Source organism: Streptomyces sp. NPDC020898, assembly GCF_044333925.1.
In the GTDB taxonomy this organism is placed as follows: Bacteria; Actinomycetota; Actinomycetes; order Streptomycetales; family Streptomycetaceae; genus Streptomyces.
The window spans coordinates 839,937-862,490 of record NZ_JBIRRV010000001.1 but is presented as its reverse complement, the minus strand read 5'-3'; the positions used below and the strand labels follow the sequence as shown (position 1 = coordinate 862,490).

19 protein-coding genes are annotated in these 22,554 nt (G+C 69.8%); 6 read left to right on the top strand and 13 right to left on the bottom strand.

The genetic code is table 11. The features are described 5' to 3' along the window. The first annotated feature begins 34 nt into the window (after window positions 1-34). A complete protein-coding gene (locus tag ACH4TV_RS03810) occupies window positions 35-1,624 on the top strand; it encodes a glycoside hydrolase family 32 protein (RefSeq protein WP_398393882.1) in 1,590 nt (529 codons plus the stop codon). Between the two features lie 151 nt (window positions 1,625-1,775). Here ACH4TV_RS03810 and ACH4TV_RS03805 read toward each other — a convergent pair whose 3' ends face one another. From ACH4TV_RS03805 to ACH4TV_RS03765, 9 genes are all read right to left on the bottom strand, one after another. Then, entirely contained in the window at window positions 1,776-2,285 is a 510-nt protein-coding gene (locus tag ACH4TV_RS03805; protein WP_398393880.1) for a class I SAM-dependent methyltransferase, read from the bottom strand. Window positions 2,286-2,444: 159 nt separating this feature from the next. After that, window positions 2,445-5,420, bottom strand: a complete 2,976-nt coding sequence (locus tag ACH4TV_RS03800; RefSeq protein WP_398393878.1) for an aminotransferase — start codon at window positions 5,418-5,420, stop codon at window positions 2,445-2,447. 170 nt (window positions 5,421-5,590) lie between these two features. Beyond that, on the bottom strand, window positions 5,591-6,031 hold the full coding sequence (locus ACH4TV_RS03795) for an Lrp/AsnC family transcriptional regulator (protein WP_398395336.1): 441 nt from the start codon (window positions 6,029-6,031) through the stop codon (window positions 5,591-5,593). Between the two features lie 141 nt (window positions 6,032-6,172). Further along, window positions 6,173-6,772, bottom strand: a complete 600-nt coding sequence (locus tag ACH4TV_RS03790; RefSeq protein WP_398393876.1) for an SDR family NAD(P)-dependent oxidoreductase — start codon at window positions 6,770-6,772, stop codon at window positions 6,173-6,175. Further along, window positions 6,769-6,930, bottom strand: coding sequence for a low temperature requirement protein A (locus tag ACH4TV_RS03785; protein WP_398393874.1), 162 nt, complete (start codon window positions 6,928-6,930; stop codon window positions 6,769-6,771). The genes ACH4TV_RS03790 and ACH4TV_RS03785 overlap by 4 nt, the downstream gene beginning before the upstream one ends. Before the next feature lie 42 nt (window positions 6,931-6,972). After that, window positions 6,973-7,824 carry an alpha/beta fold hydrolase gene (locus ACH4TV_RS03780; RefSeq protein WP_398393872.1) on the bottom strand — a complete coding sequence of 284 codons (852 nt, stop codon included), beginning with the start codon at window positions 7,822-7,824 and terminating at the stop codon, window positions 6,973-6,975. Window positions 7,825-7,893: 69 nt separating this feature from the next. After that, the gene (locus tag ACH4TV_RS03775; RefSeq protein ID WP_398393870.1) at window positions 7,894-8,709 is read right to left on the bottom strand and encodes an oxidoreductase; all 816 of its coding nucleotides are present in this window, start codon (window positions 8,707-8,709) and stop codon (window positions 7,894-7,896) included. Between the two features lie 401 nt (window positions 8,710-9,110). Continuing rightward, entirely contained in the window at window positions 9,111-10,079 is a 969-nt protein-coding gene (locus ACH4TV_RS03770; RefSeq protein WP_398393868.1) for an LLM class flavin-dependent oxidoreductase, read from the bottom strand. After that, complete coding sequence (locus tag ACH4TV_RS03765; RefSeq protein ID WP_398393866.1) at window positions 10,076-11,356, bottom strand: MFS transporter; 1,281 nt, start codon at window positions 11,354-11,356, stop codon at window positions 10,076-10,078. Before ACH4TV_RS03765 ends, ACH4TV_RS03770 begins: the two co-directional genes overlap by 4 nt. A 161-nt stretch (window positions 11,357-11,517) precedes the next feature. Between ACH4TV_RS03765 and ACH4TV_RS03760 the strand changes: the two genes are divergently transcribed. Next, window positions 11,518-12,096 (top strand): TetR/AcrR family transcriptional regulator, encoded by a 579-nt coding sequence (locus ACH4TV_RS03760; RefSeq protein ID WP_398393864.1) that lies wholly within the window; start codon window positions 11,518-11,520, stop codon window positions 12,094-12,096. Between the two features lie 216 nt (window positions 12,097-12,312). Here the strand turns inward: ACH4TV_RS03760 and ACH4TV_RS03755 are convergent, their stop codons facing one another. Beyond that, complete coding sequence (locus tag ACH4TV_RS03755) at window positions 12,313-13,155, bottom strand: SDR family oxidoreductase (protein WP_398393862.1); 843 nt, start codon at window positions 13,153-13,155, stop codon at window positions 12,313-12,315. Between the two features lie 63 nt (window positions 13,156-13,218). Between ACH4TV_RS03755 and ACH4TV_RS03750 the strand changes: the two genes are divergently transcribed. Beyond that, entirely contained in the window at window positions 13,219-13,560 is a 342-nt protein-coding gene (locus ACH4TV_RS03750) for a winged helix-turn-helix transcriptional regulator (RefSeq protein WP_398393860.1), read from the top strand. 22 nt (window positions 13,561-13,582) lie between these two features. Here the strand turns inward: ACH4TV_RS03750 and ACH4TV_RS03745 are convergent, their stop codons facing one another. After that, complete coding sequence (locus ACH4TV_RS03745; RefSeq protein ID WP_398393858.1) at window positions 13,583-14,464, bottom strand: SPL family radical SAM protein; 882 nt, start codon at window positions 14,462-14,464, stop codon at window positions 13,583-13,585. A 157-nt stretch (window positions 14,465-14,621) separates the two neighbouring features. Between ACH4TV_RS03745 and ACH4TV_RS03740 the strand changes: the two genes are divergently transcribed. Beyond that, the gene (locus ACH4TV_RS03740; RefSeq protein WP_398393856.1) at window positions 14,622-15,014 is read left to right on the top strand and encodes a nuclear transport factor 2 family protein; all 393 of its coding nucleotides are present in this window, start codon (window positions 14,622-14,624) and stop codon (window positions 15,012-15,014) included. A gap of 126 nt (window positions 15,015-15,140) precedes the next feature. On the opposite strand, the gene ACH4TV_RS03735 is transcribed toward ACH4TV_RS03740, so the two are convergent. Beyond that, a complete protein-coding gene (locus ACH4TV_RS03735) occupies window positions 15,141-15,635 on the bottom strand; it encodes a MarR family winged helix-turn-helix transcriptional regulator (protein WP_398393854.1) in 495 nt (164 codons plus the stop codon). Window positions 15,636-15,947: 312 nt separating this feature from the next. Here ACH4TV_RS03735 and ACH4TV_RS03730 point away from each other — a divergent pair, with 312 nt between their 5' ends. Continuing rightward, window positions 15,948-17,432 carry a ricin-type beta-trefoil lectin domain protein gene (locus ACH4TV_RS03730; RefSeq protein WP_398393852.1) on the top strand — a complete coding sequence of 495 codons (1,485 nt, stop codon included), beginning with the start codon at window positions 15,948-15,950 and terminating at the stop codon, window positions 17,430-17,432. Window positions 17,433-17,603: 171 nt separating this feature from the next. On the opposite strand, the gene ACH4TV_RS03725 is transcribed toward ACH4TV_RS03730, so the two are convergent. Continuing rightward, entirely contained in the window at window positions 17,604-18,644 is a 1,041-nt protein-coding gene (locus ACH4TV_RS03725) for a LacI family DNA-binding transcriptional regulator (protein ID WP_398393850.1), read from the bottom strand. 213 nt (window positions 18,645-18,857) lie between these two features. On the opposite strand from ACH4TV_RS03725, the gene ACH4TV_RS03720 reads away from it, so the two are divergent. Then, entirely contained in the window at window positions 18,858-22,541 is a 3,684-nt protein-coding gene (locus ACH4TV_RS03720; protein WP_398393848.1) for a LamG-like jellyroll fold domain-containing protein, read from the top strand. Window positions 22,542-22,554 lie beyond the last annotated feature (13 nt).

Genomic DNA, 22,554 nt, shown 5'->3' with positions numbered 1-22,554 from the left:
CGACGTCGGGGAAGGGAGCCGCACGATGCATGGCATGAAGAGGAGTTCGCTCGGCCTGGGGGAGACCCCGGGGGAGACACTGTCCAGGCGGTCGTTGCTGACGGTCTCGGCCGTCGGCGCCGCCGGCGTTCTGCTGCCGGACCTCGGGAGACCGGCGATGGCGGCGGCCCGCGAGGCGACGGCCGCGTGCACGGGCAGCTACCGCGCCGAGTACCACTTCACGGTCCCCGACCAGTGGATGAACGACCCGCAGCGCCCGGTCTGGATCGACGGCGAGTACCACTACTACTACCTCTACAACCCCGACTACTCGACGGGCGGCACGACGGCCGGCACCGCCTGGCGCCTGGCCACCAGCACCGACCTCGTCTCCTTCACCGACCGGGGCATCGCCGTGCCGAAGGACACCACCCCCAACGGCGATGTCTGGTCCGGTTCGGCGGTGGTCGACACCGGCAACACCGCGGGCTTCGGCGCGGGCGCGGTGATCGTCCTCGCCACCATGGCGCCCGACGACGTCACCCAGGCCCAGTACCTGTACTACTCGACGGACAACGGCCGCACCTTCACGAACCACGGCACCGCCCCGGTCCTCCCCAACCCCGGCGTACGGGACTTCCGCGACCCCAAGGTGATCCGCGACGAGGAGCGCGGGCGGTGGGTGATGCTGCTCGCCGAGAACGACAAGGTCGGCTTCTACCACTCCGCCGACCTCAAGGCGTGGACGTACGTCGGCGGCTTCATCAGGGGCGGCATCGGCGTCCTGGAGTGCCCCGACCTGTTCCGGATCAGGGCGGACGACGGGACCTGGAAGTGGGTGCTGGGCGTCAGCGCCAACGGCAAGGGCTCCGGGCTGCCGAGCACGTTCGCGTACTGGACGGGTTCCTTCGACGGTACGACCTTCACCGCCGACGCGTCCGATCCCCAGTGGCTGGACCACGGCTGGGACTGGTACGCGGCGGTCACCTTCGACAAACGTGACGCGAGCGGGGTCCTGGACCCGGACGCGCGGTACGCGATCGGCTGGATGAACCACTGGGACTATGCGAATACCACGCCCACCATCGAGTGCGACGGCTTCAACGGCACCGACTCGATCGTCCGCGAGGTACGACTGAAGCACGCGTCGGGTACGTATTACCTGGCGTCCCAGCCGGTGGCGGCCCTGGACGACCATGTGTCGCGCACGGTGGACCTCGGCGACATCACGGTCGACGGCACACGACCGCTCGACTACACGGGTACCGCGTACGAGCTGACCTGTGAGATCACCTGGGACCAACTGGTGGGCGCCGGCCTCCAGTTGCGGCGGTCGTCGGACGGCGGGCGGCACATCGACGCGGGGGTCTACGGCGACTACGCCTTCGTCAACCGCGGTTACACCGTGAGCCCTGACACCTCCGGCCGCTGGCAGGAGAGCCGCACGCCGTTCGACCTGTCCGCCGGCACGGTCCGCCTGCGGATCCTCGTCGACCGCACGTCCGTCGAGATGTTCGTCGGCGACGGCCGGTACGTGCACTCGACCGAGGCCTTCCCCGACCCGTCCGACACCGCACTGGCGCTGTTCACGATCGACGGGCAGGCGGTGTTCCGGAACGTGGTGATCCGGGAGTTCACGGTCTGACCCGATGGGGAGGTGGCCGGGGCGAATGGGTCTCACCCGCGCGAGGTTGTTCGGGTGTGGGGGGCCTGGACGGGCCGAATTCGCTGCTCGTGGGTGGGGAAGCTGGTGGCGCTCGGGAGAGCTTCAGCCTGTCTGATCTGCGCTGAGCAGATCACCGAGGGCGCGGCTCACAGTCCGTCCACCGGCGGGCCGGGGGTGTCCATGCCGCGTGTACGTAGGCGAAGGTGCTGAACCGGCCGTCCTCGCGCAGTACGCCGGCCACCGCGTAGAGGATCCGGCACTGCCGTTCGTACGGCATGACGGTCCACGGCAGACCGGAGACGATGACGTCGACCGGGTGGGGGACGAGTGTTGCCAGGTCCTCGGCGGAACTGTCCCGGTACCGGTCCGCGAGCCGGCGGGCGAAGAGCGGATTGAGTTCCACCGCGACCAGCCGCGCGCCCGGAGCCAGCCGTCGCACGATCGCTTCGGTGATCGCGCCGGTGCCGGACCCCAACTCGACCACGACGTCCGCGTGTTCCAGGTCCGGGCCGGCCGCCATGGCCTGCGCGAGCGTGGCGGAACTGGGGGCGACGGCTCCGGTGAGGCGGGGGCGGCGAAGGAACTCGCGCATGATCGACATGTGCAGAAACCAGGCAGCGGCCATGTCGTCGGAAACCATCCCCGGCGCCTGACCGTGTCATCCGCCAGGGCGAACCGGTCCGCTCTCGTGGGCCCCCGGCCGTCAGCGGGACGTCGGCAGCGCGGGACAGTCTCGCTGGGGAGAGGTGCCGATGCACGGCGACCGGGCGGCCGGGCGGCCGGGCGGCCGAGGAGCTGATCAGTGGGCGTGGTCGCTTCCGTCGTGGTGGCCCAGTTCGGTGAGGGCGCGGTCGAGGGTGCCGGTGAAGAAGTCGACGGCGGTGGAGTCGATGCACAGCGGCGGCTTGATCTTGAGGATGTTGAGGTGGTCGCCGGTGGGCTGGACGACGACACCGAGTTCGAGCATGCGGTCGCAGATCTCGGCTGTCTCCTCCGTCGCGGGTTCCAACGTGGCGCGGTCGCGGACCAGTTCGACGCCGAGGTAGAGGCCGGAGCCGTGGACGGCGCCGATGATGTGGTGGCGGTGCGCGAGGGCGCGGAGCCCGCTCTGGAGGCGGGCGCCGTTGCGTACGGCGTTGCCCTGGAGGTCTTCGTCGCGGAGGGTGTCGAGGACGGTGAGCCCGGCGACGCTGGAGACGGGGCTGCCGCCGGTGGAGGAGAAGAAGTAGCCCTGGTCGCGGTATGCGGCGGCGATGGCCCGGGAGGTGATCACGGCGCCGAGGGGATGGCCGTTGCCCATGGCCTTCGCGACGCACACGATGTCGGGGACGACCCGCTGTTGCTCGAACCCCCAGAACCAGGTGCCCAGACGGCCGTAGCCCACCTGGATCTCGTCGGCGACGGCCAGGCCGCCGTGGCGGCGCACCGCCTCGTACACCTGGTCCAGGTATCCGTCGGGCAGGGCGACGCCGCCCGCGTTGCCGTAGTACGGCTCGCTGATGAAGGCGCCCGGCGGCCGGCCGGCCGCGGCGAGGTCGTCGATGACCTGGACGGCCTCGGGCGCGTAGGCGGACGCCTTCTCGCCGCGGTGGCGTCCCCGGTAGGAGTTGGGTGAGTCCAGCGTGTGGACCCAACTCGGCCGGGTGGCAAGGGCGTTGGGGTTGTCGGCGATCGATGTGGAGACGGCGTCGGAGGCGTAGGTCCAGCCGTGGTATGCCTCACGGAGGGCGAGGACGTCGGGGTGGCCGGTGGCGCCGGTGGCCAGGCGGATCGCCAGGTCGACCGCTTCCGAACCGGAGTTGACGAGGAAGACGGTGTCCAGCGGGTCGGGCAGCAGCGCGGCCAGTCGTTCGGTGAACTCCACGACGGCGGCGTAGTGGAAGCGCGAGTTGGTGTTGAGCCTGCGCAACTGCCGTGCGACCGCCTGTTCCACGCGGGGGTGTGCGTGGCCGAGTGGGGTGACGTTGTTGACCATGTCCAGGTAGGAGCGTCCGTCGGTGGAGAGCAGGTGGTGCCGCCAACCGCGCTCGATCCGGGGCGGGTTGTCGTAGTAGTGCTCCTGGACGGTCGCGAACGTGGCGTCGCGTCGGGCGAGCAGGTCAGGTTGCGGCCGGGCGCCGGTGGCGGACGTACCGATGAGCGCGGAGGGATCGGCGGTGAGTGCGAGCCAGCCGGCGGCGTACTCGGGTCTGACCAGCGCCGGGACGGCCGGGGCGGCGGGCTGACGCAGACAGACGTGTACGTGCGCGCCGGCGGGCAGGGAGGCCAGCTCGTCGCCTGCGCGTATTGGCGTTCCTGCGGACGGGCCGGGCTGGACGGCGTCGGTGAAGGTCAGGTGGAGTACGTACGGTCGGCAGGTCAGTACCGCGTGGCCGGGTGCGGTGTGGAGCAACTCCCCGTCGCAGGGCGCCTGGAGGGCGGTCGGGCGCAGGAGCCAGAGGTCGATGCCGGTGGCGATCGTCGCGGGTGAGCCGGGGGACAGCGCCCTGGCCGCGCCGAGCCGCGGCTCGGCGTAGCGGGTGGCCACCGCCGCGGTTCCCTGGGCGAGGAGAGCAGCCGCGAGGCGGTCCGGGGTGTTCTCCTCCAACCAGGCTCCGTGGTCCATCGTGTCGGCCTCGGTGGAGAGGTCGAGTACGGCGACATCGGCGAGCACCGGCTCTGCCACCAGCAGTTCGACCGGCGGCGGGGCGGGGGCCTGGCGCTCGGCCAGGCCGAGGGTCTCCTGGATGAGGCCGGTCATCACCGCGGACGGCACGGCGGTGGCCTGCTCGAAAATCCGCCACTCCTGGTCCAGGTTGCCGTCCACGTAGGCGTTGTCCGCGTCGACCGCGGCCTGGTGCCGCCCGCTCACGACGAGGATGGCGGCCCGGAGCACGGTGAGCGGCCACAGGGCCGCCGCCTCCTCGGCGGACAGCGGGCGGACGTGGTGGAAAGCGCGGACGGCAGGGAGCACGTGGTGCGGTTCCATGCCGTCGTGGTGCAGTACCGAGGACAGGGTCACCGCGAGTTCGCACACCGCCCAACTCGCCGTCAGGTCACCGAAGTCGATGATCCCGTCGGGCAGGAGGACACGGCTGTCGGGTGAGCGGACCAGGTTGTCGTCGGTGAGGTCGAGGTGCACGGCCTGGCGAGGCAGGTGATCGCCGACCTTCTCCACCGCTGTCCACGCCTCGGCCGTCGCTGCCAGGACAGCGGAGCGGCGCGCCGCTTCCGGGATGTGCTCCAGGAGCAGGCCCACGACGCGGTCGGCGTACCGCAGATCCCACTGCAGCACCCGATCGAGGCCGGGGTGGCGGAAGGTACGCAGCGCGGTGCTGACACGACCGGCGACGCGGCCCATGGCGGCGACGGTGCGCGGCGAGAGGTGGCGTGGCCCCGACAGGGTCCCGCCGTCCAGGTAGCGCAGCAACCGCGCCGTCGCCGGGCCGCCGTCGGTGTGGACGGTGGCGGTCTGGGGGGCGCCGTCTGGCGTACGAAGGACCGTGGCCAGGCGCAGGTCCGGGTGTGCGGCGGCGATCAGGTCGGCGGCCGTGTCCTGGGCGTCGGTCTCGGTGGCGCTGAACGCCGGGTTCGCGATCTTGAGTACGGCCGTGGGCGTTCCGTCGTCCTGACGCAGCAGGAAGTTGGCGTCCTGCTGGCTGCCCAGCGGCTCGGCACGCCCGGCGATCCCGAAGCTCTCGGCGGCGATGCGCCGGGCCTGGTCCGGGGTCACCTGAGGGGCGGCGAGGGCCTCGCGTGCGAAGAAGTCGACGGTGCGCGGCTGATGGTGCGTCATGACGTCCGTCCTCGGCAGTCGGGGGTAGAGGGTGCGGTGGAGTGGCCGAGACGGTGCGCATGACGCGTCTGTCCGCGGTCCGTATGGGGTGGACCGGGCGACGGAGGCGACGTGTACAGGGCGTACGGGCCTGGTCGTGGCTCACCGGCAAGCGGCGCCCGCGCTCGCGCTCAGCCGACGTTCCAGAAGAACCGGTGCGTGTGAATCCCGAAGTAGGGGAAGTTCTCGACCTTTGTCACGCCCTCGATGGGACGCACGACGTCGTTCACGAAGTCCAGCAGGTCACGCGGATGCCGGCAGACGGCCTCGGCGAACAGGTCGAAGGTGCCGGCGGTCAGGACGGCGTAGACGATCTCGTCGTGGCGTGAGAGCTCGTCGGCCACCGCTCGCGGATCGCCGTCGATGCCGAGCCCGAGCAGCGCCATGGCCTGCCCGCCCATGGCCATCGGGTCGGTGACACCGACGACCTGCACCGCGTTGGTGTCGATCAGCCGCTGCAGCCGTTGCCGGGCGGCCGACGCCGACAGGCCGACCTTCGGGCCGAGATCGGCGTAGGGGATGCGGCCGTCGGTCTGCAGCTCGCGCAGGATGGCCCGGTCGATGTCGTCCAGGACGCTCACCTCCTAGGTGCGCGAACAGCTAAGCATGCGATTGTTTCACGCGCAATATGCCCATGCCGCCGTCGATTTCATTCCGATGGCGATCGAATCGATCGTCCAGCGAGGGAAACCGTGTGGCACCGGACACGAGGCTCACGGTCGCGGCCACGTCTCGGGAAGCCCGTGCCCGCCATCGGCCACGAGCGCCGATCCGGTGACGAACGACGCCGACTCGTGCGCCAGGAACATGACGCAGGCCGCGATCTCGTCCGGTGTGGCGCTGCGTCCGATCGGGCCCGCAGCGGCGGCCGCTGCCTCGAACTCCAGCTGGGAGCCGGTCGCGACATAGCCGGGGGCCACGACGTTCACGGTGACGCCGTACGCCACCACCTCAAGGGCGAGCGCCCGGGACAGCCCCAACAGCCTCGCCTTCGCCGCCGTGGACGTGGCCTGCCCCGGCATCGCGCTGACCGCGCCGGTGGTGGAGCCGACCGAGACGATACGGCCGTACCGGGCCGCCCGCATGATCGGCACCACGGCCCTGCACATCAGGAACGCGGTGGTCAGGTTGCGCGACAGCGCCGTTTCCCAGTCGGCCAGAGACAGTTCGGCGACGTCGCCGCCCGCGTCCCCGCCGGAGGCCACGGACGTCATGCCGGCGTTGTTCACCAGCACGTCGACGCGGCCCCGGCGGTCCAGCGCGGCCTGCACCAGGGCGTCGGCGGCCCCGTCGACGGTGAGGTCGGCGATCACACCTGGACGGCGAGGTGGAGCACGAGCGTCTGGGCGGCGCCGGTCCACGTCGGGTGGGCCAGCAGCTGGTGCGACAGCTGGCCGATCGCGAAGACGTAGACCAGGTCGAAGAACAATTCCAGCGGTGTGACCTCCCGGCGTGCCGGGACGCTGGTCAACTGCCCGACGAAGCTCCTAGGTTGACGGTTTCGCAGCGTCGCTCAGTCGGCGAGGAAGGCCGTCACCTGGGCGGCGAAGTCCTTGGCGTGCTGGAAGAGGAAGGCGTGCCCGGCGTCGCTGTAGGCGACGAGGGTGGCGTCGGTGAGGTGCTGGACGGCGGTGTACGAGGCGAGGGCGGGGATCATCGCGTCCCGCATGCCGGTCGCGTACAGGACAGGCTGCTTGATGGACTCCAGGTCCGCCCGTACCTGGTCGAAGGGGATCGCCGCGTCCTTGCCGATCGCGGCGATCTGCCCCATGGCCGCTGCCTCGGACACGTCGGGGCGTCCGGTGGCCAGCCGGGTGGCCACCCTGGCGAGGTGCTCGTACCCGGCGGCGCGTCCGGTGTCCGTCTCGGGGAAGAACAGGAACACCAGGTCGTCCCCGGTGACCTCGGGCTTGGTCATGGTGGCCCGCACCTTGGGGTCCGGGTCGGGCGCGCCGGGCACCGTGCCGCCCGGGTTGGCGGCGGCCACGACCAGCTTGCGGACCAGGTCGGGCCGGGTGCGGGCGGTGTGCTGGGCGACGGTGCCGCCCAGGGTCCAGCCGAGCAGGTCCACCTGGGCCAGGCCGAGGGCCTCGACGAACTCGACGGTGCCGTCGGCGAGCCCCTCGACGGAGTCGCGCGGGGTGCCGGTGGTGTAGCCGGTGCCGACGTTGTCGAACACGATCACGTCATGGCCGGCGGCCAGGTGCTCCAGAAGCTCCGGGTCCCACCAGTCGATGGTCCCCCGGACCCGGCCCAGCAGGACCAGCGGGACACCGCCGCGCCGGCCGATGCGGCGGTAGGTGAAGGTCGCGGAGGGGCCTTCCACGGTGAGGTTCTCGGCCGTGTCGGCCAGATAGGTGCTCATGGCGGGCTTCGCTTTCTGTGGTGGGCGAGGGGCGAGGGGCGAGGGGCGAGGGGCGAGGGGCGAGGGGCGTCAGGCGGGGAGGTGGTTGAGCTTGCGCAGCTGCTGGTCGAACACGCGGGTGGGGACGACGCGGCGCATGGTGCGGACGCGTCCGGTCATGGCACCGGCGGTGTAGCGCAGTTTCGGCTTGGCGCCGGTCGCCGCCGCGACGATCTCCTTGGCGACGACGGAGGGGTCGTCACCGTCCCTGACCGCACCGGCCATGTACTCCTCGAAGACGTGGCGCTGCTTGGCGTAGATCTCCAGGGGCTGGTCCGGCCGCACGCTGGCCGCGTCGAACGCGGTGTTCGTCCAGGCGGGTTCGACGAGCAGGGACCGTACGCCGTACTCGCGGACCTCGTGGTCGACGGACTCCGAGTAGCCCTCGACCGCGTGCTTGGAGGCGGCGTAGACGGCCATGTAGGGCTGCGGCATGAAACCGACGATGGAGGAGATGTTGATGATGCGCCCGCTGCGCTGAGCGCGCATGTGCGGCAGGACGGCATTGGTCATACGGATGACACCGAAGACGTTGATGTCGAAGAGACCCTGCGCCTGCGCGGCGGAGGACTCCTCGGCGGCGCCCGCCGCGCCGATGCCTGCGTTGTTGACCAGGACGTCGATCCGCCCGAACCGGTCGATGACCTCGCCGACCGCGGCGGTCACCGACGCGTCGCTGGTCACGTCGAGGTCCAGGAAGGTCACGCCTGTGAGCGGGGTGACGTGCGCGGTGTCGCGGCTGGTGCCGACCACGTCGTGGCCCGCCGCCACCAGCGCGAGAGCGGCGGCCTTGCCGATGCCGGAGGACGCACCCGTAACGAGGGCCACCGGTCGTGTCGTCGTCATTCTGGGCTCCTGATTCATGGGAACGCGTGGGCGTTGCCGGTGAGGGGCCTGTTTTCAGCAACCCCAATCGGTTTCATCAATGTATCAGGTAGTCCAGTAATAGCAACAGTGAAGCATCATTTAATGGGTTATTCGTAGCGTGGACGTATCCCCTACGGAGGGTTAAGGGATGATCGGCGCTGCCGGACACGCGAGCCGTCGCCGGCTTCCGCGAGGGCTGCGAGTGAGCCCGGAACGAGGGGCGAGGCGCTCGCCGGATGCTCGTGAGACCCCGGATATCTCCTCGGGGTCCGTTCAACTGCCGCTGGACGGCTGCTGGTTGCTGTCCGCGGTGCGCACCTGCGGCACTGCGGAGGCGCGCGGTGACGGCGTGTGTACGCGCCCCCAGGCGTCGCCAGAGGTCAGAGGACCTTGGCCAGGCCGGCGAGCGCGGACCGGTGGTCGGGGCCGACCGTACTGAGGACGGCGGTGGTGACGCCCGACTCGAAGAGGTCCTGTACGCGGGTACGGACCTGGTCGGGGGTGCCCGTCAGGGCCAGCCGGTGCGCCCACTCCTCGGGGATCGCCTGAGCGAACTCCTGCGCGTCCCTGCTGGTGCGGCGCAGCGCGGCGAGCTCGTCATGGAAGCCGAGGGGGACGATGTGGGGCGCCCAGTCGGGATCGCCCAAGGGCTGCAGGGCGGGCCGTGCCGCGGAGAGGGCGGCGTGCGGGTCGTCGTCGACGACGGTGATGTTGTACGCGGTGATCCGGTGCGGACGCCGCGGATCGATGCTGGTGAGGGCCTGGCGGACGTACTCGGGTGACACCGGCTCGGCGAGCAGGGTTCCGTCGGCCACCTCACCGGAGAGGGCGAGCGACTTGGGCCCGCGAACGCCGGCGAAGACGTCGGGGACGTCCTCGGGGAGCACCGACGGGTCCAGGCGCACTCCGTCGAGCCTGACGTAACGGCCGTCCGTGTCGGCCGTCCGGCCTGCCAGCAGCGTCCTGAGCGTGCGGATGTACTCGCCCAGCAGTGTCAGAGGACTGGCGGGCCAGGCTCCGACGCTGCGCATCCAGTCGGGCATGCCGTGTCCGACCGCGATGTCCAGGCGGCCGGGGTAAAGCTGCGCCAGCGTGGCCACCTCCATCGCGGTGAAGGCGACGTTGCGGGCCGCGGCGGGCAGCAGGCCGACTCCGACGCGGATGCGGCGGGTGCGGGCCAGCACGGTGGCGGCCTGGACAAGTCCACCGCGGTAACCGAGGTCTTCGACGACCCACAGTTCACCGAAGCCGTAGTCGTCCGCTTCCTGCGCGAAGGCGATGAGGTCGGCCTGGGGGATGTCGCGGGGGAGGAGGACAGCGATCGTGCCGGACGCTTCCTGCGGGCTCATGAGCGGTCTCCTTGGTGTTGTTGCCCTGCGGGATCGGTGCTGGACGGCGTGCGCGGGGCCAGGTCCGGCGTGGTGGAGGCGCGGTCACGGGTGTCGGCGGCGGGAGCGATGAGGATGGCGGAGGCGACGAACACCAGCACCACCAGCATGGCCGAGCGCAGCCCGTAGTGGTCGCCCAGGAACCCGAGGGCCGGGGGCCCCACGAGGAAGGCGACGTAGCCGATGATGGCGACCAGTGAGACGCGGGCCGTCTGGTCGGGGCCCGAGTCGCCCGCCGCCGACAGGGCCACCGGGAAACCGAGGGAGGCACCGAGTCCCCAGAAGAGTACGGCTGTCGCGGCTACGGCGACGTTGTCGGAGAAGATGACCAGGAGGAGTCCGACGGCACCGGAGACGGCGCTCGCGCGCACGACGGCGGCCCGCCCGAAACGGTTGAGGAAGAACCCGCCGCTGAAGCGTCCCAGCGTCATCGCCGCCGCGAACCCCACGAAGACGAGCGAGCCCATCGTGGCGTCGAGGCCGTGGCCGTCGACCATGAGCAGCGGCAGCCAGTCATTGGCGGCGCCCTCGGCCAGCGCCATGGCCAGCACGATGGCGCCGATCAGCAGCAGCTTCCGGTCCTTCCACACCTGAGGCCTGGACCGTTGCGCCGGACCGGCACCGGCACCGGCACCGGCACCCGGTGTCGGCGGCGCGGCGCTGATGCCGGTACCCGAGGGAACGGCACGCAGGGCGTGGACCAGAATCCCCGTGGCGACCAGGGCGACCACGGCCATGTGCCAGGGGACGGGGATCGCGGCGGCGGTGGCCGCCATTCCGGCCGAACCCCCGATGACCGTGCCCAGGCTGAAGCAGCCGTGCAGCGTGGGCAGCACCACGGTCCCGGTGATGCGCTCCACGTCGGCGCCGTCCACGTTGATCGCCACCTCGCCCCCGCCCATGCCCGCGCCGAACAGGGACAGTCCCGCGGCGACCAGGGGTGCGGACCGCACGGCACCGCCCACGCCGATGACGACCGTGCCCGCGATGATCAGGAGGGCGCCGAGCACGATGACCGGCCGGGTGCCGAGCCGGGACACGAAACGGCCGGAACACAGGATGCCGATCATGGAACCCACGGACAGACCGAACAGGACCAGACCCATCTGTCCGGTGGACAGGCCCAGTTGATCGCGGACATCCGGGGTGCGCGTGACCCAGGACGACAGGGCGATGCCCGGCAGAAAGAACAAGAGGAACAAAGCCCGACGGCGTCGGCCTACGGCGCGGTCTGTCAAAGGAAAGCTCCACTGTGATAGGCGTCAGCCCCTATCGGTTTCATAAAAGTATCAGCTAATTTCCAAATGACAACATTGAAGAATCAATTAATGGGATACCCGTAGCGTTCACGTATCCTCTACGAGGGGCCGGGTAGCGAACGAGTAGACAGGGGACAGGCATGGGCCGAGCACTGCGGGCAGACGCCGAGCGCAGTGTGCGCGCGATTCTGGAGGCGGCCGAGCGGGTTCTCGCCCAGGATGCCGGCGCCTCCATGGAGCAGATCGCCGAGGCGGCGGGGCTGACGAGGATCACCGTGCACCGCCGGTTCGCGAACCGGCAGGCACTGTTGGAAGCGCTCGCCGTCTCCGCGAAGCAGCAGCTCGTCGACGCCATCGAGGAAGCCCGCCCTGATGCCGCTCCCGCTCTGGTGGCGCTGTTCCGGGTGACCGCGAACGTCCTGCGGGTCAAGAACACCTGGCGCTTCACCCTCAGCCACTCCACGCCCCACACCACCGCCGCGGCCGCCCTCTGGGAGGAGATCGACACCCGCACCGTCGAACTCATGGACCGGGCGCAGCGTGAGGGGCTGCTCGCGCCGGACACGGACCTGGACTGGACGCGGCAGGTGTACTACGCACTCCTCAGCGAAGCCCTCGACCGGCCCGGCGCGGACAAGGACCCCACGGCACAGGACCCCGACGCCTTGGCCACGCTCGTCATCGACACACTGCTGCACGGCGCGGGGCCACGCGGCTGAGCCGCAGATGGTCGATCGAGCGATGCGCGACGCCATGGCGCGGGACGCGAGCTGCTCGACATCGCTGCTCGGTCCGGCCGGGGCGCCACGGTGACCACCGAGGTCCCTCTCGCACCACCGGGTGACGTGGCAGGCCGCCCCCGGGACCGGGGGCGGCCTGCCACGTGCTGCCTGTCGAACTCGGCCGAACTCGGCCGAAGCCGGTGGTGATGACGGTCAGACGCCGAGGTCGGCCAGCCACTGATGCACGGTCCGGGGAGTGACGCCCAGCAGCTTCTGGGCGGAGGTCTCCGGCGTGATCGAGCGGCCCGGCATGGTACTCATCGCCTGGTAGGCCCCGGCGACATCAGCGGCCGGGCCGTCCCCGATCAGAGGTGCGATCGAGGTGCGCATCTCCTCGGGGGTGATCGGCTCGAAGACCACGTCCCGGCCGAGCCGGGCGCCGAACGCCTCGGCCAGCTCCGGCCCGGTGATCGCCGGGTACTGGCCGACGGAGACCACGCCGGTGACGTCCGGGTGCTCGAACAGGGCGACGGCGACATCGGCGACGTCCAGGTGGGAGGCCCAGGAGACAGGGAAGTCGGCCCGGATCGCGTAGGGCAGCACACCGCGCTCACGGACCGAGTCGATGACGTAGGGCATGAGCAGGTTCTCCAGGTACAGCTCGGGTGCGATCACCGCATGGGACACGCCACTGTCGGTCAGGCCGGCAGCCAGTGTCGCGGCGGCTCCGCCGAAGGCGGGATCTATGGGGAGACCGCTGGTGGAGAACACCACGCGGGCCGGCCGGGCCGCACGGACGGCGGTGAGAATGTTGCCCGCGAAGATCTGGCGGTCCTCTTCCGAGGCGATCGGCAGGTGGACGAACACCCCTGCGGCACCGCGGTAGGCCTCGGTCAGGTCGGTGGGGGAGGAGTAGGCGGCGGCCACGACGCGTGCGCCGTCCACGACGGCGTGGTCGTTGCGGGTCACAGCGGTCACGGACTTGCCCGCGGCGGTGAGAGCGGAGACGACGGGGGCACCCTGGGCGCCGGTGGCGCCGTGAATCACGTAGGTCATGGAGTTATTAGTGCATGGAGTGCACCAGTTACATCAACTGCACTAATGGGTTACTCTCGAAAAATGTCCGATCCATGTCTCCCGGAGTGCGGTGTCGCCCGGTTCCTCGTCCTGCTCAACGGCCCCTGGGCCACCTTGATCGTGCGCGAGCTCCTGCGCGGCCCGCACCGCTTCACCGAGCTGCGCGACGCCCTGCCCGGCATCAGCCCGCACACCCTGACCAGCAGGCTGCGCCAGTTCGAGACCCACGGCATCGTCATCCGCACCGCCTACGCGGAGATCCCCCCACGCGTCGAATACCGGCTCACCCCTCTCGGTGAGGGGCTGCGCGACGTCCTCGACGCCATGGACACCTGGGCTCGGGCGGTCCCCGACCGCGAGCCCGAGCCGGGCGCCGTCACCTGACCCTCCCGCCGACGCGACGCGCTCATGCCGGGCCGGCCAGCCTCTGGCGCAGGGCGTCGTTGTCGTCGTGGTGGACGACCTCGTCGAAGCGGAGCCCCAGTCCGTGCTTGGCCAGCAGGCCGGCCACGATCGTGTCGAGCCGCTCGCGGTGCTCCTTGGTGCGGGCCTGTACGTACGCCTCGCGCACGTCGTCGGGCTCGTCGGCGAGGACCTGGTCCATGCGCTCGCGGATGTACGGCTTGAGGTTGATGTGCTCCATGAACACCTCGGTGATGCCCGCTTCGGCGAGCTGCCCGAAGAGGTGGTCCAGGAGGTCGGGCTGGGCGGCGAAGTGGGGCAGCAGCGGGCCGACGAAGGCGAAGGTGGGGATCCCGGCCTCGCGTAGTTCCGTGAGGGTGCGCAGCCGGCGGGAGGCGAGCGGTGCGCGCACCTCCAGCCAGCGGCTGACCTTGTCGTCAGCGGTCGTCACGGTCATACCGACCTCCGCCCGGGGCAGGCTCGTGAGCAGGTCGATGTCGCGGGTGACGACCGGCGACTTGGTCAGGATGCGGACCAGGCCCGGGTACTCGACCCTCTTCAGCTCGCGCAGGATGCCGCGGGTGAGCCGGTACTTCGTCTCGTGGCCCTGGTAGGGATCGGTGACCGAGCTGAGCAGCATCGTGCCGTGGCGCTTGTGTTCGGGCATCCGGGCCAGCTCCTTGCGGGCCAGGTCGACGGCGTTCTTCTTCACGTACAGGTAGTCCCCCCACTCCTTGGCCGACCGGCCGAACTGCCGCCCCGCGAAGGAGGCGAAGCAGTACGCGCAGCCCAGGACGCAGCCGGTGTAGGGGTTGATGACGTAGTCGTTCGACGGGGTCTTCGACCTCTGGATCAGGGTCTTCGCCTCGATCTCGACCGGTTCCATGACGGGCTTCCTCTCTGTCGCATCTGTCGAATCCGCCTCCGCCAGATCTGCATCACATGGAACAATAATCTCTGGAAGTTGATTCCATGGAATCTAAATGGTTTGCTGGGCGAACGGCCGCCACCGCCCCCGTACAAGAACCCGAGGAGTGCACGACATGACCAGCGTGAACATCGACGTCGCCCGTACCTACTTCCAGGCCGTCCAGACCGGAGACATGGCCGCTCTCGGTGAACTCCTCGACGCCGACATCGTCTGGCACCAGCCCGGCGCCAACCGGTTCTCCGGCGAGCACAAGGGGCAGGGTGCCGTCTTCCAGATGCTCGGCAGCATGATGGAGGCCAGTCAGGGCACCTTCGCCATCGACAAGATCCACGCCCTCATGGCCAACGGCGACCTGGTCACCGCCACCATCCACTTCGCCGGTCGCCGCGGCGACGCGTCGATGAGCATGGACGGCGTCGACCTCCTGCGCATCGAGAACGGCAGGATCACCGAGATGTGGCTCTTCTCCGCCGACCCGGCCGCCGAAGACGCCTTCTGGGGCTAGAAACCGTGGTGCCCGAGGCCGACTGGGCCTCGGGCCCGACTGAATCATGGGCTGATGGGCCGGAGTCGGGGTTGTGTTCGTCCGGCCTGGCTGGTCAACCCACGGGCACTGTGGCGCCGTTGAGGCTCACGATGTCCGGCGGCCGGGCCGCTTCGGCAGCTGCGCGGCGGCTTTCCGCTCCGCGTCCAGGGTGTGGCCGGCTGCCCGCAGTGTGCTGAGGAGCGCGGTCATCTCGCGTACGGACTGCTCGGGAATCACCGACCCGATACGCAGCTCCAGCTCCTCCTCGAAGACCTTCAGCGCCCCGTCCACCAGCTTCCGACCCTCGGGCGTCAGTTCGACGATCGAGGAACGGCGGTCGTTCGGATTGGCCCGTCGCTCGCACAGGCCCGCCGACTCCAGGCGATCGACGACCTTGCTCGTGCCGCCCACCGTGATCGAGAACTCCTCCGCGATGTCCTGGATCCGCCGCCCGGGCCGGTGCTGCAGCAGATGCAGCACCTCGAACGAGGTCAGCGGCAGGTCGTACTCGGCCCGCAATCGCCCCTCGATGCCGTCCCACAGCTCGATCTCCATCGAGACCAACTCCCGGTACAGCAGCTTCAGGTCAGCGTCAGCCATCACTCATCATCCGGAGAATTATCTTCCATGGATAGTTAGTTGCATGTTACTGCCATTTCGGGTGCACGGACTGTGGTTGCCATCCGCCGCCGGCCCGACGTGGTTGCGGAGCGAAAGGGTCCGGCGTGTTTCGGAAGCGTCACGGGTCTTGTCACCGGGGCGGGCGTCGTGCCAGTGTCCGGCCATGGTTACGTAACCATGGCCGGTTTATATGGGTCCAAGTGTCCGTATCCGGACCCTGGTTCATCACTGCCTCGGCTCAGGTGACGAACCCGCACTCCGCCCTCCGCGATTTCCGTCACTGGAGACGACATGACCAAGACCCCGACGAGGTCGAGAAGCCTGGCCAGTGTGCTCATGGCCGGCTTCGGCGCGACACTCATGTTCCTGACCGCCCCCGCCCCGGCCCTCGCGCAGTCGGCTGCCGACTCGTCCGCCGCCTCGTACGCGCCGGCGAAGCCCGCGTCGAAGGGCGGTACCAGTGACTTCCGGGGAGTGAACTGGGCAGACCCGCGGGACAACTACGCCAGTGACGCCGTGGTGCCCAGCGGGCTGAAGGTGACCGACGACTACCGCACGGTGTACCGCACCACGAATCACATGGTGCGCGGCTTCAAGAAGAACCTGGGCGCCAACACCCTGCGACTGCCGATCAACCCGGCGACCGTGGGCACCACTTGGTGGAAGTCGTACCGCGCGACGATCGACGCGGCCACGGCCTCCGGTGACAAGGTCATCGTCAGCTACTGGGAGGCCAACACCAGCAAGGACGGGCTGGTCGACGACACGGCCGCCTGGCAGAAGATGTGGAACACCGTGGTGCGGGAGTACAAGCACAACCCGCGGGTCTACTTCGAGCCGATGAACGAGCCGCACGGCTACACCCTGGACGAGTGGGTGTCCGTCACCAGCGGCTGGCTGGGCCGGCACAAGGACGTCCCGCGCGGACGTGTGGTCATCAGCGGTACCGGCTACAACGACAACGTCACCGGTGTCGGCGCGGCCCGCGAACTGCGCGGAACGCTGCTGTCGCTGCACTTCTACGGCTTCTGGGCCGACCACACCCAGCAGGCGGACTGGGTCGCCGACCTCGAGGCCCGGATCGGCAAGTACGCCGGCCGGACCATCATCGACGAGGCCGGCTCCCCGATGACCACCGGGCTGAACTACGGCGCGTGGGACGGCAACATCTACACCTCGTACCTCGCGGCCGTGGCCAACACCGCCCGCAGCAAGGGGATGGGCCTGGTCTACTGGCCGGGGCTGAGGTTCGACGACGCCTACTCGATCGAGTCGCTGGACGCCGAGGGCAACCTGGTGGACAACAGCGCCACCGGCGTCGCCCTGCTGCGCTGGGGCTACGGCTTCGGCAAGACCCCGCCCGTCAACGACCTGCCGCCCGCGCCTCCCGGCGAGGTCCTGCGCGGAGTCGGTTCCGACCGCTGCGTCGACGTACCCGGCTTCAGCACGACCGACGGCACCCAGCTCGACCTCTGGGACTGCAACTCCGGCGGCAACCAGATCTGGAACTGGGACGCGGACAAGCAGGTCACCGTCTACGGCAACAAGTGCATGACGGTGGGAGGCACCGGATCCACGGCGGGAGACCCCGTCGTCATCTCCGCCTGCACCGGGGCGGCGGCACAGCAGTGGAACGTGAACGCGGACCTCACCGTGACCAGCGTCGCGAACCCGGCGCTCTGCCTGGACGCAGCCGGAGGCGGCACCGGCAACGGCACGGCGGTCGATGTCTGGCTCTGCAACGGAAGCAGCAACCAGCAGTGGACCAGGAGCTGACGCGGGACCTGTTCCGGTCGATGGCTGAGCCAGTGGACCAGTCAGTCAGTTGATGGCTGAGCCAGTCAGCCAGCGAACCAGTCAGCCAGTCGATGGCTGAGCCAGTAAGCCAGTCAGTCAGTGATCCACACCGCACGGGCTCGGCGCGTACCTGCGCCGGGCCCGTGCCGGTCAGCGCCGCCGCTCTTCGCCTCCCGGCGAGGGCGGCGGCGCTCCCGTGCTCGCGCGGACCACCAGCCGGGTCGGGACCAGGGTCTTGTCGATCACGTCGGGACCGGTACGGCCGATCTTGCTCAGCAGCTTCTGAAGGCTGAGCCGGCCGACCGCGGCGAAGTCCTGCCGCACGGTGGTCAGCGGTGGCCAGAAGGCATGGGTCTCCTCCATGTCGTCGAACCCCACCACGCTGACGTCGTCGGGGATCCGGCGGCCGAGCTCGTGCAGGGCACGCATGACACCGAGCGCCATATGGTCGTTCGCCGCGAAGATCGCCGTGACCTCCGGGCGTCGCCCCAGAGCCAACCCGTGCTGATATCCGGAACGGGTGGTCCAGTCGCCGTACAGCACCGGGGGCGGGACGACGCCGGCGTTCTGCAGGGTGCGCCGCCAGGACTCGACCCGATGGGCGGCGGAGAACGAGGTCGGGGGGCCGGCGATGTGCCACACCTGCTGGTGGCCGAGTTCCAGCAGATGTTCCGTCGCCTGCCGGGCGCCCTGGGCCTGATCGGTGTCGACCACCGTGTAACCGGGGCCGGTGTCGGAGTCGACGACCACCATCGGAACCCCTGGTGGGAGGCTGAACTCCGCGTCGTCCAGGAGGTGGGCCTCGAAGACGAGGATCACTCCGTCGACGGCTGCCTCGCTGAGCCGGTCGTAGGCACCGGAGACCCTGCCCATGGTCGGGTCGGACACGGGGATGAGGGTGACGGCGTACTTGGCGCGTGCGGCTTCCTTGGCGATGGCGTCGAGTGTGCGCGTGTTGCCGAACGTCTTGAGCGTGAAGGTGATGACACCGATCGTGTTGAACCGCCCGCTTTTGAGCGCGCGTGCGGCCCCGTTCGGCCGGTAGCCCAGTGCCTGCATCGACTCGACGACCCGCTGCCTGGTCGCCGGGTCGACGTTGGTGTGACCGTTGGACACACGCGAAACCGTCTGCGGCGCGACACCGGCGTGACGGGCGACATCCGCCATCGACGGCCGGGGCCGTCCGGACATGGGCTTGTCCCCAATCACCATGATCCCTTGTTTCCCCTGTTTTCTCGGGCCCTGGCAACAGCCTAGGCCCATTCCCCGGACGTCCGCGGGGCGAGAAAGCCCCGGCAGTGAGTCCCCTGGTGGCGGGGGTTCACCAGGGACGACCTACCTGTGGCTTGGCCATCCACATCGCGAAGTCGCACTGGAGTACTAATAAATCAGTACGCTTGCGCGGTGAAAAGGATCTCAGGAAACCCAGCGGATCCGGCCGCCCGTCCGGCCGTCCATCCGGCCCTCGCCGAGCCCCGCCGGGGTCGACCACGGTGGCGATCCGCTCTCCTCTCCTTCGGCCTCGCTCTCGGCCTGGCGGCAAGTCCCGGCGTGGTGCCCCAGGCCGTGGCGGCCGGTGTCGCCGACTCCACGAAAATCTCCTCCATCGGCAACATGCCGCAGCAGATCCTCTTCCAGGCCGGAACGGGCGGCTACGGCTGCTACCGAATACCCGCGCTGGTCCGTACGGGAGACGGCTCGCTCCTCGCCTTCGCCGAGGGCCGCAAGACGCAGTCCTGCGGCGACCGCGGCGACAGCGACATCGTCGTGCGGCGCTCCACCAACGACGGCCGCACCTGGGGACCGGTCAAGGTCGTCGCCGCCGGCGACACCGCGCCCGGGGCCTATGGAACCGGCACGGTCCCGGCCGGCACCGAAGCCGGATCGCCGGTCACCCGGACCAATCCCGCGCCCGTGGTCGACGAGGTCAACGACCGTATCTACCTGCTCTCCACCTCCAACCCGGTCAACCACAGCTTTCCCCGGATCCCCTGGGTGCAGGAGAGCAGGGACGACGGGCTCACCTGGAGCGCTCCCACCGCGCTGAACCTCAGCCTCGCCCCCTCTCCCATCGTTCCGCGCTGGTTCGCGACCGGCCCCGGCCACGGTGTGCAGCTCACCCAAGGGGCGCACAAGGGCCGCCTCGTCGTAGGGGCCCACCAGCAGTCCGGGGACAACGTCTACGGCGGCTACCTCTACCTCGACCCGGGTGCCACGGCCCCGGAGTGGAAAGCCGCGCCGGCCGAGGGCCTGAACTCGGCCGGTGTGAAGCCCTCCGAGGTGAGCGTGACCGAGGTGGCAGGCGGCGAGGTCTTTCTGGCGGCCCGCAACGAAGGCGTCGCCGGTGAGCACAGGCTCAGCTTCACCACCCAGGGAATGCCCCCGAGCGAAGGGGCCCTGAAGGTCAAGTTCGCCGATGGTGACGTGCCGTCGCCCGGCGACATCCAGGGCTCGCTCCTGACGGTGCAGCAGGCGGACGCCTCCAAGAACCTGAAGGAGGAAGTCCTGCTGTCCGCCCCGGCCAACCTGCCCGCGAAGACCGCGATGACCATCTGGTCGCACTGCGAAGACAAGTGGGAGGCCGTGAAGGTGGTCAGCACCGCCCCCGACCGGGCGGGCTACTCCGACCTGGCCCTGATGGCGGACAACGAGATCGGCCTGCTCTACGAGTCCGGGGCGAACTACTCCGCCAACGAGATCCGCTTCACCCGCTTCTCCCAGGGCCAGCTCGCCACCGGTTGCAACGCGTCACCGCCCGCGAGTACGTCGACACAGGCGGTCCCCGCCCTCGACGCCACCACTCCGGACGCCTCCCCGCAGGCGAACGACGGCTACCTCAGCTCCACCGCGGCGGCTCTGAGCAGCACCGACCCGCTCCGTCAGACGGGCGACACCACCAGGAACAACAACAACCTCGCCCTCACCGCGGGCGGCTACGCCGAGGTTCCGTACGCCCGGTCGCTGCGCACGGGGACAGGTGACTTCACCTACTCGATGTGGTTCAAGTACCAGGCGCAGGACCCCGCCACGGAGCCCGACCACATCCTGTTCTGGTCGAACGGCACCGGAACCACGGAACCGCAGGTCTGGCTCAGAACCCAGCGGAACACCAACCAGTTGTACGCCTGGGCACAGAGCAGCGGCACCGCCCAGGCCCGCGCGACACTCAAGGACAGTTCGGCGTGCGCCTGCGCGTTCGGCGACAACGCCTGGCACTTCGTCACCGTCACCCGGACCGGAAGCCGGCTCGACGTCCAGGTCGACAACGGTCCCGTCGGGGTGCCGACCGGTGCCGTCACCGGTGATGTCTCCAGCGCCCCCACCGGCGGCGTCGCCGGTATCCGGATCGGCGCCAGGCCCGTCGACGCCTCCAGCCCCTTCGTAGGGAAGATCGACGAGTTCCGCCTGTACCGCGGTGCGCTGACCTCCGTACAGCGGGCCTCGCTGGCCGGCCCCGGCACCAGCCGCGACAAGGTGAGCGGGTCCACCGACCCGGCGGCGGACGCCGCCGCCAACGACAACCTCGTGCTGCGGCTGCCCTTCCAGGCCCTCGACCGGACCACCGCGGTGAGCACCACGAACATCGGGGGGACCGACGACGAGTCCGGTAACTGCACGGACGGCACCCTCCTGGGCCCCCGGGACACAACGAGTGGCAGGTTCAGCGAAGCGCTCTCGGTGAGTTCCGCACTTCCCGGCGTCACCTCGGAGCTCACACCGGCGCTGGACGTCGCCGATCGCGATTTCACCTACGCGATGTGGTTCAGGTTCTCCGGCTCCGCCGCGGGCACCAGCCAGCGCGCCCTTCTGTGGGCTTACGGGCCCACCGCGACGACACCGGCACAGGTCTGGGTCCAGGCGATGTACAAGGGCGACGGGAAAACGACGCTGCGGGCCGCGGTCCAGTCGGACACGGGCTCCCCTGTGACAGTGGAGACCGACGCCGACGGACAGGACTTCGGCGACGGACAGTGGCATCTGCTCATGCTGCAACGGCACGGCAGTGCCGTTCAGCTCGACGTCTGGGGCGGGGACACGCCTGTCCTCCAGGCGTCGGCGACCGCCTCCGGCGCTCTGAGCGGTTCCCTCACCGCCGCCAAGGCAAGCGGTGTCACCGGCGTCAGACTGGGGTCCAAGCCCGACGGCACCAAGATCCTCGACGGTGACCTCGACGAGTTCCGCCTCTACGACCACGCACTCAGCGCCGACGAACGCAGTGCGGTCGCCACGGGCGCAGCGAATTCCCCGACGTCGGGTATGTCGGTGCGCTGGAGCTTCGACATCAAGTACACGTACGTGATCCCGGCGAACCGGGCCGCCCCCGAGACCACCCCCGCGACCCCTGATCACTCCGGCTGGTGCAACAACGCCTACGTGCTGAACGGCGGGAGCATCGACACCGCCGGCGAGCTCGGCACCGGGCTGCGTCTGGACGGTGAGCTCGGAACCGCGGCCCTGGTGCCGTACAGCCCCAGCCTCGCGCTGGCACCCGAGGCGGTGGCTCCCTCGACGCAACCGCGCCGCCAGGGCGAGACCTCCGACTTCACCCTCTCGCTGTGGTTCAAGTACGCCGCGACGGCGACCGCGTCGGATCAGGTACTCCTGTGGGCCTACGGCGCCGGCAGCACGGAGCGCCAGGTCTGGCTCCGCGCCAGCCCGGCGAACGACGGCATCTACGCCGACATCGAAACCGGTGCCTCCGGAGCCCGCGTCCTGGCCCGGGACGTCAACGACAGCCGGGCCGCCTTCGGGGACAACGCGTGGCACCACGTGACCCTGGTCCGCTCCGGCGACTCCCTGACGATCGCGGTGGACAACGTGGCCTCTTCGACCGCCACAGCCAACCTCGGTGACGGCGCCCTGACCGCCACGGACACCTTCGCGGTGGACGGGTTCCGCCTGGGCGGCAAGCCCGACGGCACCCAGCCCCTGACCGGTTCTCTCGACGAGGTCCGCATCTACCGACAGGCTCTCAACGCCACGGACCTGGGCACCCTCCAGGAGACCCCCGGCAGCCCGCCGACCGCGGCCCCCGTCCTCTGGCTCCCCTTCGACACGATCACCGCCCGGAGCTACTCCCGGATGTGACCCCTGCCCACCC

Bases quoted from the DNA above. Each gene is read 5' to 3' on its own strand.
- ACH4TV_RS03810 (WP_398393882.1), top strand. From the start codon at position 35: ATGAAGAGGAGTTCGCTCGGCCTGGGGGAGACCCCGGGGGAGACACTG.
- ACH4TV_RS03760 (WP_398393864.1), top strand. From the start codon at position 11,518: ATGGGCCGAGCACTGCGGGCAGACGCCGAGCGCAGTGTGCGCGCGATT.
- ACH4TV_RS03780 (WP_398393872.1), bottom strand. From the start codon at position 7,824: ATGAGCACCTATCTGGCCGACACGGCCGAGAACCTCACCGTGGAAGGC.
- ACH4TV_RS03725 (WP_398393850.1), bottom strand. From the start codon at position 18,644: ATGTCCGGACGGCCCCGGCCGTCGATGGCGGATGTCGCCCGTCACGCC.
- ACH4TV_RS03740 (WP_398393856.1), top strand. From the start codon at position 14,622: ATGACCAGCGTGAACATCGACGTCGCCCGTACCTACTTCCAGGCCGTC.
- ACH4TV_RS03750 (WP_398393860.1), top strand. From the start codon at position 13,219: ATGTCCGATCCATGTCTCCCGGAGTGCGGTGTCGCCCGGTTCCTCGTC.
- ACH4TV_RS03730 (WP_398393852.1), top strand. From the start codon at position 15,948: ATGACCAAGACCCCGACGAGGTCGAGAAGCCTGGCCAGTGTGCTCATG.
- ACH4TV_RS03805 (WP_398393880.1), bottom strand. From the start codon at position 2,285: ATGGTTTCCGACGACATGGCCGCTGCCTGGTTTCTGCACATGTCGATC.
- ACH4TV_RS03770 (WP_398393868.1), bottom strand. From the start codon at position 10,079: ATGAGCCCGCAGGAAGCGTCCGGCACGATCGCTGTCCTCCTCCCCCGC.
- ACH4TV_RS03800 (WP_398393878.1), bottom strand. From the start codon at position 5,420: ATGACGCACCATCAGCCGCGCACCGTCGACTTCTTCGCACGCGAGGCC.
- ACH4TV_RS03755 (WP_398393862.1), bottom strand. From the start codon at position 13,155: ATGACCTACGTGATTCACGGCGCCACCGGCGCCCAGGGTGCCCCCGTC.
- ACH4TV_RS03775 (WP_398393870.1), bottom strand. From the start codon at position 8,709: ATGACGACGACACGACCGGTGGCCCTCGTTACGGGTGCGTCCTCCGGC.
- ACH4TV_RS03745 (WP_398393858.1), bottom strand. From the start codon at position 14,464: ATGGAACCGGTCGAGATCGAGGCGAAGACCCTGATCCAGAGGTCGAAG.
- ACH4TV_RS03735 (WP_398393854.1), bottom strand. From the start codon at position 15,635: ATGGCTGACGCTGACCTGAAGCTGCTGTACCGGGAGTTGGTCTCGATG.